This is a genomic window from Bacillus sp. ISL-77 (assembly GCF_018613105.1).
This window is the reverse complement of record NZ_JAGGQY010000034.1, coordinates 39,548-52,908: the sequence shown is the minus strand read 5'-3', so window position 1 is coordinate 52,908 and position 13,361 is coordinate 39,548. Positions and strand designations below refer to the sequence as shown.

Annotated in this window: 9 protein-coding genes and 1 riboswitch; of the genes, 8 read left to right on the top strand and 1 reads right to left on the bottom strand. The window is 40.3% G+C overall.

Features of this window, described 5'->3' with window-relative positions:
• Positions 1–4: 4 nt before the first annotated feature.
• Complete coding sequence (locus tag J7E77_RS13495) at positions 5–1,942, bottom strand: asparagine synthase-related protein (RefSeq protein ID WP_214715000.1); 1,938 nt, start codon at positions 1,940–1,942, stop codon at positions 5–7.
• A gap of 404 nt (positions 1,943–2,346) precedes the next feature.
• Positions 2,347–2,461: riboswitch (SAM riboswitch) on the top strand.
• Positions 2,462–2,542: 81 nt separating this feature from the next.
• Here J7E77_RS13495 and J7E77_RS13490 point away from each other — a divergent pair.
• The 8 genes from J7E77_RS13490 to J7E77_RS13455 all read left to right on the top strand — a co-directional run bounded on the left by J7E77_RS13490 (position 2,543) and on the right by J7E77_RS13455 (position 13,247).
• A complete protein-coding gene (locus J7E77_RS13490; RefSeq protein WP_214714999.1) occupies positions 2,543–3,655 on the top strand; it encodes a methionine biosynthesis PLP-dependent protein in 1,113 nt (370 codons plus the stop codon).
• Positions 3,655–4,848: a cystathionine beta-lyase gene (metC, locus tag J7E77_RS13485; RefSeq protein WP_214714997.1), complete on the top strand. Its 1,194-nt coding sequence runs from the start codon at positions 3,655–3,657 to the stop codon at positions 4,846–4,848. The genes J7E77_RS13490 and metC overlap by 1 nt, the downstream gene beginning before the upstream one ends.
• A complete protein-coding gene (locus J7E77_RS13480) occupies positions 4,845–6,710 on the top strand; it encodes a bifunctional homocysteine S-methyltransferase/methylenetetrahydrofolate reductase (RefSeq protein ID WP_214714995.1) in 1,866 nt (621 codons plus the stop codon). Before metC ends, J7E77_RS13480 begins: the two co-directional genes overlap by 4 nt.
• Positions 6,688–10,137: a methionine synthase gene (gene metH / locus J7E77_RS13475; protein WP_214714993.1), complete on the top strand. Its 3,450-nt coding sequence runs from the start codon at positions 6,688–6,690 to the stop codon at positions 10,135–10,137. Before J7E77_RS13480 ends, metH begins: the two co-directional genes overlap by 23 nt.
• 277 nt (positions 10,138–10,414) lie before the next feature.
• Complete coding sequence (locus J7E77_RS13470; protein WP_088089423.1) at positions 10,415–10,828, top strand: MarR family winged helix-turn-helix transcriptional regulator; 414 nt, start codon at positions 10,415–10,417, stop codon at positions 10,826–10,828.
• A 14-nt stretch (positions 10,829–10,842) separates the two neighbouring features.
• A complete protein-coding gene (locus J7E77_RS13465) occupies positions 10,843–12,051 on the top strand; it encodes an MFS transporter (RefSeq protein WP_214714991.1) in 1,209 nt (402 codons plus the stop codon).
• Between the two features lie 221 nt (positions 12,052–12,272).
• The gene (locus J7E77_RS13460; RefSeq protein WP_214714989.1) at positions 12,273–12,836 is read left to right on the top strand and encodes an NAD(P)/FAD-dependent oxidoreductase; all 564 of its coding nucleotides are present in this window, start codon (positions 12,273–12,275) and stop codon (positions 12,834–12,836) included.
• 27 nt (positions 12,837–12,863) lie between these two features.
• Entirely contained in the window at positions 12,864–13,247 is a 384-nt protein-coding gene (locus J7E77_RS13455; RefSeq protein ID WP_214714987.1) for a VOC family protein, read from the top strand.
• Positions 13,248–13,361: the final 114 nt, after the last annotated feature.

Sequence of the window (13,361 nt, the reverse complement as noted above, 5' to 3'; positions counted from 1 at the left end):
CCTTTCAAGTAAATCTTTTTATAAATCTGTAAAAAATTAAGCTGCGCATTAAGACTTTAAATTGTGGATCATAAATATTTTCTAGTGATGGTACCTCTCTGAATTTTGCTATTATATCCTTTAATAATGGTATATTTAGATATTTAGAAACTATTGAATCATTTAGCATCTTGTCAAGCTCTGCAATAAAAGTATCCCACTGCGAAGCCATACGGAGGATTCCATCAGCCCCCTGTGCACCGCGGGTTCGTAAATTAAGCCTAACACTATCTGGTAATAAGTTTTTGGTTGACCTTCTAATAAGAGCTCTATCTAAGCCATTTTGGACATATTGTTCCTCTGGAACAGAGAGACAAAAACGAACAACACGAAGATCATTTGTCGGGTCACGATCCCAAACTGAGTAAGGCAAAGAAAATTTAGCCCCATAGGTTCCTGTAATATTCCAATAATAGAGCTTTTCAAATTGTTGTTCCCTGACTTTATACCAATTTGGATTTGCAGTACCGGTAACATCAATTTCATGCTCCTGCAATTTATCAAATACACTCATTTTCTTACCAAAATCAGGGTTTATTAACATTGGAAAAGCGTATGGATTTTCTGAAGAGATTCGTTGATATATATAAGGAAAAGTCTTTTTGGCGACCACCGACATCACTCTTGACTTCTTTACTCCAAGATTTTTACTATAAAGGTTTATTTCTTGGAAACACCGAATTAAATGTAACCTTTTTAAAAGCATAGCCTGGTATTCTAAGGCTGGTCCCCAAGAAACAGTCCAATTTCCTCTTTGTCCGTTTAATAATACCCCAATCCCTTTTTCATGGGCTCTTTCATAAATCCCTTTTAGCCAGAAGCTATTTTCAAAGAATTTATACGGGGTCTCAAGGGTATCAAGCCATTTATCTATTACTGAAAAAGGACTCTCTCCATCAAAATCTAAATACTCCGCCTCTATATTACCTACATAATTAACAGTTGATTCAATAAAAGGCCTTTCATTTGCAACCCTGCTTTTTGGTGTCCAATCCTCAAAACCTTGTAAAGGAACATAACTATAGGTGTATAATTTTTTATTCTTTTTGCCTAGAGAATTAGCTGCAAAGCTTGCAACTGATCCTGAATCTAAACCACCGCTTAGATGGGCTCCTACTTTATGAAAGGTACGAATACGATCATTTACAGCCCTCTGAAAAATGTCTTTAAAAGCCTCTTCATATTCAAAGTTTGACTTTAATTGCAATTTTTCTCCTTCAGGCAACTTACAATATCTTGAAATATTTAATTTTCCCTTTACCATTTTTATAGAATGAGACGGAGGGATTTGCTGGATATCCTGAAAAACTGTTGAAGAAGGATCTACAGATTCGAACATACCTGGATTGGCCAAAAACTCTGCTATCCAATTCTCATTTAGTTTTTTCTCTATATAGGACAATTTCAACAATGGGTGAATAACTGTGCTAAATGCAAACCTTTGATGATTATGATGAAAATAGAGTGTCCTATTTCCTGAAAAATCCCTAGCCCCAAAAAGCTGCTGCTTTCTTTCATCCCAAATCATAAAGGCAAAATCACCAACCAAATACTTAGGTGATTCTTCTCCCCATTTATAATAAGAAAGTAAAATTAATTCGCTATCAGTGATATTTTTTCTCTTTCTATTATCAATTTGTAATTTTTCAAATAATTCGACCCTATTATCTATAATCGCATCGGCGGTTATCGCTAACTTTCGTTCATAATCATAATAAGGAAGTTTTTCACCTACTGACTCAGGTGTAATCCACTGTGCATGGCAACCAAGGAAGACTTTGTCACTATGCCAAGTTTGAATATCATCAGCCGGATATTTTTCTAGTTCTTTCATTATTCGATTTCCGTGCTCTAGATTGATAGGTTCATCGTTTAAATGATAAATTCCGGCTATCGCGCTCATCATTTCCTCCTGCCAGGCTAACAAATTTCATATTATCTATTACTTTAAAGTTTTTTATTAGTTCATTAAAAAGAACACTTAGACCATACTTAAGTTCAGGGAAATTCATTCGAATCAAAAGTCCCTAATTTTTGAATTATTTTTTAAGTTAAATAGTCTAAAATCTAATTAATCTTATAACTTATTACCTATATAATATTCCATATAAGTTCTTTATTACGAACATCCGATAAACTTATAATATAGCCTCATACTATCAGTGTCAACTATTTTTCATAAAGGAAGATTATATTTTAATGATCCGATATTTAACTCTAATTTCAACATTATTATATGGATTTATAAAAAGTAATTGACACTCCCATGGAATTGTAGTAAATTTTATAAATAATCTAAATATTACTTTCTTATCAAGAGAGGTTGAGGGAATGGCCCTGCGACACCTCAGCAACCATCAATGGCTCGCTATTGAAAAGGTGCTAAGTCCTGCAAATTATTCGCTAATTTGCGAGATAAGAAGAATGACAAATGTGTAATCTGACAAAAGTCTTCTTCTTATAGAAGACTTTTTTTATTTATATAAAACGAGGAGTGTGCATAATGTACAAAATTGAAACGAAACTTGCCCAAATTGGAAATCGCAGTGAAACAACAACTGGAACCGTAAATCCTCCTGTATACTTCTCAACAGCCTTCCGGCATGAGGGAATTGGACAATCAACTGGATTTGACTATACACGCACAGGAAATCCAACACGCCAGCTCCTTGAGAAAACAATCGCTGATTTAGAGAGTGCTGATCAGGGATTTGCATGCAGTTCTGGTATGGCTGCTATTCAACTTATCCTTGCTCTATTTGAATCTGGTGACGAATGGATCGTTAGTGAAGATTTGTATGGAGGTACCTACCGTCTATTAGAAAAGGGCTATAAAAAATGGGGCTTAACTACTCAATATGTGAATACCTGTTGTCCGGAAGAGATTGAAAAGAAAATTACCCCGCAAACAAAAGCTATTTTCTTAGAAACACCAACCAATCCGCTTATGCAGGAATCTGATATTGCGGCAGTTTCAAAAATTGCCAAACAGCACGGATTATTATTAATCGTGGATAACACTTTCTATACTCCACTGTTACAGCAGCCGATAACCCTTGGCGCCGATATTGTTATCCACAGTGCAACGAAATACTTAGGAGGTCATAATGATGTCCTTGCTGGTCTAGTAGTCGCAAAAGGAAAAGAACTTTGTGAAGCATTGGCCTTTCATCATAACGGTGCCGGAGCGGTTTTAAGTCCATTCGATTCTTGGCTATTAATGCGCGGAATGAAAACATTGTCCCTTCGAATGGAGAGACATGAAAAAAATGCAAAGAATATCGTTGAATTTCTTTCCAAGCATGGTGCAGTTACAGATGTGCTCTACCCAGGACGTGGTGGAATGGTTTCATTTAGAATAAAGGAAGAAAAATGGGTTAATCCATTTTTACAAGGGTTAGGGCTGATCAGTTTTGCGGAAAGTTTAGGTGGTACAGAAAGTTTTATTACCTATCCGGCAACACAAACTCATGCCGATATTCCAGAAGAAATTCGAATTCAAGCAGGTGTCTGCAATCGTTTATTACGTTTTTCCGTTGGAATTGAGGATTCACAAGATATAATTGAAGATTTGCAAAAAGCTTTTGCCCATGTTCAAGAAGGAGTGATTGCATAATGGCACACGAAGAGTATACCTTTGAAACCAGGCTCCTTCATAATAAGCATAAAATTGATCCCACAACTGGAGCAGTTAGTGTACCCATTCAACATGCATCCACTTTCCATCAATCTGATTTCGATCAGTTTGGCAAATACGATTATGGCCGTAGTTTAAATCCGACAAGGGAAGCACTTGAAGATGTGATTGCGGAACTCGAGGGCGGGATAAAAGGATTTGCCTTTGCATCCGGCATGGCCGCCATTTCGACGGCATTTCTCCTGCTTTCTGCCGGGGATCATATTGTCATTACGGAAGATGTCTATGGTGGTACGTTTCGAATGGTCACAGAGGTTCTTACGCGGCTCGGAATTGAACATACCTTCGTCGATATGACGAATTTAAATGAAGTAAAACAAGCCATTCAGGCAAATACAAAAGCGTTTTATGTGGAAACACCATCGAATCCATTAATGAAAGTGACTGACATTAAGGCAATTAGCAATTTAGCTAAGGAAACGGGCGCGTTAACATTTGTCGATAACACATTCCTTACCCCTTCCCACCAAAGGCCATTGGAGTTAGGTGCCGATGTCGTGCTCCATAGCGCGACGAAATTTTTATCGGGCCATAGTGATGTTGTTGCCGGACTTGCTGTCGTCAAAGACGAAAACTTGGCGAAAAGATTAGGTTTCTTGCAAAATGGGTTTGGGGCGATTTTGGGTGTTCAAGATGCATGGCTCGTTTTAAGAGGGATCAAAACGCTGCACGTCCGACTGGAACAATCACAAAAATCGGCTATTAAACTAGCGGAATTTTTAGATGCTCATCCGCTTGTTGAAAAGGTTCATTACCCAGGGTTGGAAAGTCACCCACAATATCAAATTCAGAAAGCGCAAGCAGCTGGTCCAGGAGCGGTCTTATCGTTTGAATTGGCTAATGAAGATGCACTTCGCACCTTTCTTGCCAATGTAAAAATCCCTGTATTTGCTGTCAGTCTCGGAGCGGTAGAATCGATTCTATCCTATCCAGCAAAAATGTCCCATGCAGCCATGCCTCAAGAAGAGCGAGAGAAGCGCGGGATTACAAATAGTCTGGTTCGATTATCGGTCGGACTTGAAAATCCTGATGATTTAATGAAGGATTTTTCACAGGCACTAGAGCACGTTCGCAAAACACAATTGGTATTACATCAAGGAGAATCATCATGAGTTTTTTAGATAAATTAAAAAATCAAATCTTAATTGCTGATGGAGCAATGGGCACTCTATTGTATTCCTTTGGTAAGGACAGTTGTTTGGAGGAATTGAATCTTTCCCAGCCCGGACACATCCAAACTATCCATAAAGCCTATATTGATGCAGGTGCTGACGTGATTCAGACCAATACTTATGCGGCAAACTATTTAAAGCTGCAGAGGTATGGTTTGGAGGATTCTGTAAAGGAAATTAACAGTGCAGCCGTCTCTATTGCCAAAAAGGCAGCTGCCCAAAACGATACGTACGTCCTTGGAACTATTGGTGGAAATCGAGGAATTAAGCCGGATTCCATTTCTATAGAAGAATTAAAGCGAAGCTTCCGGGAACAATTATATTGCCTCCTTCTTGAAGGAGTGGATGGCTTATTGCTTGAAACCTTTTACGATTTTGAAGAGCTTGAAACCGTTCTAACGATTGCTAGAAAGGAAACAAAGCTGCCGATTATTGCGCAGGTCTCCCATCAAGAGCCCGGGCTTATGCAGGATCGAACTCCTGTCAATGACGCCTTAAAAAGACTTGAAGGCCTGGGAGCCGATGTGGTCGGGCTAAATTGCCGTCTTGGCCCCCATCATATGCTATTAGCGTTAGAACAGATTGAATTACCAGCACATGCTTTTCTATCTGCCTACCCAAATGCCAGTCTCCCTGCCTATACGGACGGAAAGTTTCATTATGAAGGAGATGCCAATTATTTCCAAAATTCAGCAAAAGCTTTCCGTAATCAAGGTGTACGGTTACTTGGCGGATGCTGCGGAACCACTCCTGACCATATTAGAGCATATGCTTCTGAACTAAAAAACAGTGTTCCAGTCACTGAAAAAATAGTAAAATTAAAACCAAAGAAGATAATCGTTGAATCTCTTGCGCCAAAAAGGGAGTTTACTCCCCTGCAGGAACTCGTGAAAGAGAGACCATCAGTTATCGTTGAATTAGATCCACCTAGAAAACTAGATACAACAAAGTTTTTCCAAGGAGCTAAAGCCTTAAAAGAAGCGGGAATCGATTCGATTACCCTTGCTGATAATTCACTAGCAACGGTCCGAATTTCCAACGAATCGCTTGGCTATTTAGTGAAACAGGACTTAGGAATGCGGCCACTCATTCATATTGCGTGCCGTGACCGCAATATTATCGGCTTGCAATCGCATTTAATGGGTCTGCATACACTTGGGATGAATGATGTTCTTGCCATTACCGGTGATCCTGCAAGAGTTGGCGATTTTCCAGGTGCATCATCTGTTTACGATGTGTCCTCCTTTGAACTTATTCAAATGATTAAGCAGTTGAATGAAGGATTGTCTTTTTCAGGGAAAGATCTGGGGCAAAAGACAGACTTTAGCATTGCGGCAGCCTTTAATCCCAATGTCCGCTCACTGGAGAAAGCCGTGAAGAGACTTGAGAAAAAAGTTCATTATGGGGCAGATTACTTTATCTCCCAACCGGTTTTTTCAGAGGAAAAATTACTCGAAGTTTATGAACATACAAAGCATCTTGATGCACCAATCTATATTGGCTTAATGCCACTAATTAGCAGCAAGAACGCTGAGTTCCTCCATAATGAGGTACCTGGTATTAAGATTGCCGATTCAATCCGCCAGCGGATGGCCCAACTGAATGATCAACCGCTTCAAGCTGCCCGAGAAGGAATTGCCATTACAAAGTCACTAATCGATGCAGCCTTAGATCTATTTAACGGTATTTATTTAATTACACCATTTTTACGTTATGAATTAACTGCTGAATTAGCGTTATATACTCGTCAGCGGGCTAGTGAATTGAGGGGGAGCAACTATGCCGAAAACACCATTTTCTGAACAACTCAAAAAACGAATCCTCGTCATGGACGGGGCTATGGGGACAATGATCCAGCAAGCAAATCTTACCGCTGAAGATTTTGGCGGTGAGCAGTATGAAGGCTGTAACGAGCACTTGAATTTAACCGCTCCATCCGTCATTGCTAATATTCATCGTGAATACTTAGAGGCTGGAGCAGATATCATTGAAACCAATACATTTGGGGCGGCAAGCCTGGTTCTCGATGAATATGAACTTGGTTTTAAGGCCTATGAAATTAATAAAATAGCTGCCTTTCTTGCTGTGAAAGAAGCTTACAAAGTTTCAACTGATGAGTGGCCGCGTTATGTGGCAGGCTCAATGGGCCCAACAACAAAAACCTTAAGTGTAACAGGTGGAACTACTTTTGATGCACTTGCAGCCGCATACGAGGAACAAGCCATCGGCCTAATTGATGGCGGTGTCGATTTACTGCTTCTTGAAACGAGTCAGGATATGTTGAATGTGAAAGCGGGCTATGTTGGCATCGAAAGGGCGTTTGAAAAAACCGGCAAAACACTGCCGTTGTTTATTTCGGGGACAATCGAGCCAATGGGGACGACACTCGCTGGACAGTCAATCGAATCGTTTTTTATCTCTGTTGAACATATGAATCCCGTGGCCGTTGGACTTAACTGCGCAACAGGGCCTGAATTCATGCAAGATCATGTCCGCTCATTAGCAAATCTAGCATCAACAGCAGTCAGCTGTTATCCAAACGCAGGTTTGCCTGATGAAGAAGGTCATTATCATGAAACACCTGAGACTTTAGCTAAAAAACTGGCTGATTTTGCCGCCCATGGCTGGCTAAATATTGTTGGTGGCTGTTGTGGAACAACTCCTGACCATATTAGGGCGATTGCCGATGCGATGAAAGCCTACCAACCAAGAGAATTTAAGCCTTCATCAGTTCATATGGTTTCCGGGATTGAACCATTCATCTATGACGATCCAACGTTAAGACCGATTATGGTCGGCGAACGGACGAATGTGATTGGCTCACGTAAATTCAAGCGGTTAATCACCGAAGGAAAATTTGAGGAAGCGTCAGAGATTGCACGAGCCCAAGTCAAAGGCGGCGCGCATGTAATTGATCTTTGCCTCGCCGACCCTGACCGTGAAGAAATGGTTGATATGGAAAACTTCATTAAAGAAGTCGTCAAGAAAGTAAAGGCTCCCCTTGTGATCGATTCAACCGACGAAAAGGTCATCGAGAGAGCCCTTAAATATTCACAAGGAAAAGCAATTATCAATTCGATTAACCTTGAAGATGGTGAAGAACGATTTGAAGCAGTGGTCCCATTAATCCATCGCTATGGTGCTGCTGTCGTTGTAGGCACCATTGATGAGGAAGGCATGGGAGTAACTGCGCAGCAAAAGCTAAAAATTGCCAAACGGTCACATGATTTATTAGTGAACAAATATCATCTGAAGCCGCAGGATCTCATTTTTGATCCGCTCGTGTTTCCAGTTGGTACGGGTGATGAACAATATATTGGTTCCGCCAAGGCTACAGTAGAAGGCATCCGGTTAATCAAGGAGCAACTCCCAGAAGTACAAACGATTCTTGGAATTAGTAATGTTTCCTTCGGCCTCCCTCCAGTCGGTAGAGAAGTTCTAAACTCTGTCTTCCTTTACCACTGCACCCAGGCTGGACTTGATTATGCTATTGTTAATACAGAAAAACTAGAACGGTTTGCATCTATTTCAAAAGAAGAAGTTCAATTAGCGGAGGCTCTCTTGTTTGATACAACAGATGAGTCGCTCGCTACATTCACTGAATTTTACCGTGGCAAAAAGAAAGAACCGAAAACAACCGTTCCAAATATGACCTTAGAAGAGAGACTCGCCTATTATGTAGTTGAAGGTACGAAAGAAGGCTTGCTTCCAGATTTAGACCTAGCCCTTGAAACTTATCCTGCTCCGCTTGATATTATTAATGGACCATTAATGGACGGGATGAAAGAGGTTGGTCGTCTTTTTAACGACAACCAGCTTATCGTTGCTGAGGTGCTCCAGAGTGCTGAAGTAATGAAAGCAGCCGTATCGCATTTAGAACCACATATGGAAAAAGGCGATGTTTCTTCTACCAAGGGGAAAATCATTTTAGCTACCGTAAAAGGTGATGTGCATGATATTGGTAAAAACCTCGTCGATATTATTCTTAGTAATAATGGCTATGAAGTAATCGACCTTGGGATTAAGGTGAATCCAACTGACTTGGTTCAAGCCATTCTTAGAGAAAAACCAGACATGGTTGGTTTATCAGGTTTGCTGGTGAAATCTGCGCAGCAAATGGTGTTAACAGCACAGGATATGAAGGAATCCGGTATTGCAGTACCTATCCTCGTTGGCGGTGCGGCGCTGTCTCGGAAATTCACAGATACGAAGATTGCCAAGGAATATGACGGCCTGGTCCTTTATGCAAAGGATGCAATGAATGGTTTAGCCATTGCGAATCAATTGAATTCGGAAGAGGAAGTTCAGAAATTAATGCTTGAGAAAAATGAAAAGCTAGCCTCTTTAAATGTGCCGAGGGAGTATGAACGTCCATCCACTGTTTCCGTTGCCGTAAAACCGAAGCCAGCGGTATCGACAAAGGCTCCTGTATTTACGCCAATGGATACAAAGCGACATATCCTTAAATCGTATTCACTTTCTCATATCGAACCATATATCAATATGCAAATGTTGATTGGCCACCATCTCGGTGTAAAAGGGAAAATTGCGAAGTTATTAGCCGAGAAGAATGAAAAGGCAGTTAAGGTAAAAGAAGTGGTGGATCAATTACTAGCAAATGCTAGTGCAAACAATTGGATTAAGCCTGCCGCTGTTTATCAATTTTTCCCAGCACAATCCGATGGGAATAAGGTCATTATTTATCATCCGGAAAATCCTGATCAAATTTTGGAAACCTTCGACTTCCCACGTCAGGAATCAGCACCAGGTCTTTGCTTAGCTGATTTTCTAAAGTCAGTTGATAGCGGAGAAAAGGACTATGTCGGCTTCTTCACCGTCACGGCTGGTAGAGGAATTCGTGAAAAGGCAGATCAATTTAAAGCAGAAGGACGCTTTTTGGAGTGCCATGCACTTCAATCATTGGCACTTGAAACGGCGGAAGGCTTTGCGGAATTAATTCACCGGCAAATGCGCGATCGCTGGGGATTCCCGGATCCGCTCGATTTTACCATGCAGGACCGTTTTGCCGCACATTATCAGGGACAGCGTTTTTCGTTTGGATATCCAGCATGTCCAGAGTTAGAAGATCAGAGAAAGCTGTTTAAGTTGATTCAACCGGAAGAAATCGGAATTCAACTAACAGAAGGCTGTATGATGGAACCGGAAGCGTCTGTTTCGGCGATGGTATTTGCCCATCCAGAAGCTAGGTATTTTAATGTGTTAAGATAAGGATTTTATATGAGATTCCGCGGAATAAGTTCGTCATTCCGCGGAATTTTTCTTTTTCCGTGAGCACCTCTTGTCGTTATTCCGACAAAAGTGGATTGAATTCCGCCAAACTAGTTTGGGATTCCGCCAATGTTGTGTGGAATTCCGCCAAACCAAAACATGATTCCGCGAACCGGATTTACAGCCTTAAATCTGTGAGCCTTTCTTGACATATTCCAACAAATCCACTATAGTTACCTAGGTAACTAATTAGCAATTTTTGAGGTGACCTACATAAATGAATAGCCACGAATTATTCCATACGCTGCATCAGCTATCACGCCATCTTACCAATACACTCAATGAAGCATTAAAACCATTAGGGTTATACGGGTCACAATGGTCTGTCATTTTTGTTTTAAAAACCAAAGGCTCTTTAAGCCAAAAAGAACTTTGTGATTACTTATTTGTTGAAGCACCTCCAATGACCCGTACCATTCAACGGCTTGTTAAGCAAGGATACGTACGTCAGGTCCCCGGTAAAGACAAACGTGAGAAACTGATTCAATTAACAGATGTGGCGTTAAAGATGTTCCCCGAATGGGAAAGAAGAGTCTTTGAAACGAATCAGTCAATATTGAAGCATTTCCCAGAAACATCACAGGAAGAGCTTTTAAATTTGCAAAAAAGCTGGTTGCAACAGCTGTTATAAAAGGAGCGGATCATATGAATAAACCTAAATTATGGACGAAAAGTTTTATAAGTATTTCTTTAAGTAACTTCTTTCTATTTTTAACCTTTTATGTTTTACTTGTCACACTTCCTATATATGCGATACAGGAGTTCCATAGCAATGCATCAGAAGCGGGATTGATGACAACGGTCTTTTTATTTTCAGCGATTATCTCCCGTCCTCTGGCTGGTCAATGGCTTGAAAAAGCTGGTCACAAAAAGGTGCTGCTTACCGCACTGATAATTTTCTCAGGCGCCTCCCTGTTATACTTTTTTCCAAAAACAATCATTGGTTTTCTTTTCATTCGGTTATTACATGGAATTGGTTTTGGCATGGCAACAACCGCTGCAGGGGCAATCGTGGCGGATCTCATTCCGACTTCACGCCGTGGTGAAGGCATGGGCTATTTTATTATGTCGACGAATATGGCGATGGTGCTTGGGCCATTTATCGGCTTAACGGCCATTCAGCAATGGGGAGCAAAAACCCTGTTTATCGTCAGTGTCATTGTCGCGATTGGGGCCCTGATTACAGGTTTAAGCGTAAAGGTTAAAGAAATGGGGCAAGCAGACCACATGGTCGTCCATTCTGCGTTTTCATTTCGAAACTTTTTCGAAGTTTCCGCCATTCCTATCGCAATTGTCGGCTGCTTTCTTGCCATCGTTTATTCAGCGCTTCTTTCTTTCGTATCTATATTTGCCACTGAAATACACCTTACCGAGATTTCTAGTCTTTTCTTTGTCGTCTATGCGATTGTTTTATTGATTTCAAGACCTTTTACTGGAAAATGGTTAGACCAGCATGGTCCCAATGTGATTGTCTATCCATCCATCGTATTGTTTGCCATTGGGATGTTTATTTTAAGTCAAAGCGGCAGCGCACTCAGCTTTCTCCTTTCAGCAGGAATGATTGGTTTAGGCTGGGGAACACTTTTTCCAACCTTTCAAACCATTGCTATTCAAGATGCTGCGCCTAGAAAACGAGGGTTAGCTACAGCTACTTTCCTATCAATCTATGATATTGGGATTGCATTAGGCTCGTTTCTTTTAGGCTTAGCGGCCGCAAAAATGGATTATAGCTCGCTCTACTTCTTATGTTCATTCTATATTCTTTTGGGTATTGTTCTTTATTACTTTCTTCATACGCGGAAACAAGCAGCGTTTAAGGAACATAAAACAGAGTTAAATAACATTAACTCTTAATACTTGCTATACCCTTTTAAAAATGGATAATTTAACTACAAGAACCATCAATCCGAAGCAGGAAATGATGGTTCTTTTTATTTTGCTGCCAGCACTAATCGTTCTTTAATGGGCTGCCATTAAGAAAAAGTTTCTCGGATGGGCAGTTCATTTTACATAAGTTTCTAATTACGCTAAGCTTATTTTGAAATTAAATTTTCAATATAATGGAGGTAATTCACATGTTTGACGTATTAATTGTTGGTGCTGGGCCTACAGGAGCAAGTGCAGCCCTATTTACAGCCAAAGCTGGTAAGAAAACATTGGTTATTGATAATGATAAAAGTGTGACCAAGCGTGCTTGGATTGAGAACCATTATGGTGTTGCAGAAATTACTGGACCTGACCTAGTTGAAACTGGTAAGAAACAAGCCAGCAAATTCGGTGCAGAAATTGTCCAAGCTACGGTTTCAAATATCAGTAAAACTGAAAGCGGTTTTAAAGTTGAAACCGATCAAGGGGAATATGAGGCTAAACATGTTATCCTTGCCACTGGTATGTCTGTTGATCTAGCTGAAACAGCGGGATTACAAACAAAGCCAGGTACAGAGCCAAGAATCAAGACTATTTTTGACGTGGATTCTACTGGAAAAACAAATATTGACGGCATTTGGGCAGCAGGAACAGTTGCCGGTGTGAGTATGCATACCATTATTACTGCTGGCGACGGTGCCAAGGTGGCGATTAATGTTATTAGTGAAATAAACGGTGAACGTTATGTTGACCATGATGTTTTAAAAGCTTAAAAAAGGGTATATAAAGGGGGAAGCCAGATGACAGTAAAGAAAATGGACCATGTCGGCGTAATGGTAAATGACCTTAATGCCTCACTTCTTTTTTATCAAAAAGTAGTTGGGATGGAGTTAAAAGACCAATTTACGATTGCAAACGGTACGATAAATTTAGCCTTCCTTGGGTTCAATGGGTCAGACGAAACAGAATTAGAATTAGTGTATGGTGGAAATCCCGACCTTCCAACTGAAGGGAAAGTTAATCACATCGCCTTTTTAGTGGACAATATAGAAGAGGAATTCAACCGTTTAAAGGGCGTCAACGTTGTTTTCATTAGTGATGAGATCGTGACACTTCCGAATGGATATCGTAATTTCTTTGTGCAAGGACCCGATGGTGAAAAAGTCGAGTTTTTCCAACGTTAAGTTTAAATAAAAGAGAGGGACTCAGCAGCTGAGTCCCTTTTCTTCATTGTGAGTACAAGATGGTTTTTACATAAAAATTGACAGTCTAAACCCTTCCTTTTAAAATTGGTTTAA

What these genes read in the sequence shown, in the direction of transcription:
- J7E77_RS13480 (WP_214714995.1), top strand. Translation starts at nt 4,845, where the DNA reads ATGAGTTTTTTAGATAAATTAAAAAATCAAATCTTAATTGCTGATGGA.
- J7E77_RS13470 (WP_088089423.1), top strand. Translation starts at nt 10,415, where the DNA reads ATGAATAGCCACGAATTATTCCATACGCTGCATCAGCTATCACGCCAT.
- J7E77_RS13455 (WP_214714987.1), top strand. Translation starts at nt 12,864, where the DNA reads ATGACAGTAAAGAAAATGGACCATGTCGGCGTAATGGTAAATGACCTT.
- J7E77_RS13495 (WP_214715000.1), bottom strand. Translation starts at nt 1,942, where the DNA reads ATGAGCGCGATAGCCGGAATTTATCATTTAAACGATGAACCTATCAAT.
- J7E77_RS13465 (WP_214714991.1), top strand. Translation starts at nt 10,843, where the DNA reads ATGAATAAACCTAAATTATGGACGAAAAGTTTTATAAGTATTTCTTTA.
- metC (WP_214714997.1), top strand. Translation starts at nt 3,655, where the DNA reads ATGGCACACGAAGAGTATACCTTTGAAACCAGGCTCCTTCATAATAAG.
- metH (WP_214714993.1), top strand. Translation starts at nt 6,688, where the DNA reads ATGCCGAAAACACCATTTTCTGAACAACTCAAAAAACGAATCCTCGTC.
- J7E77_RS13460 (WP_214714989.1), top strand. Translation starts at nt 12,273, where the DNA reads ATGTTTGACGTATTAATTGTTGGTGCTGGGCCTACAGGAGCAAGTGCA.
- J7E77_RS13490 (WP_214714999.1), top strand. Translation starts at nt 2,543, where the DNA reads ATGTACAAAATTGAAACGAAACTTGCCCAAATTGGAAATCGCAGTGAA.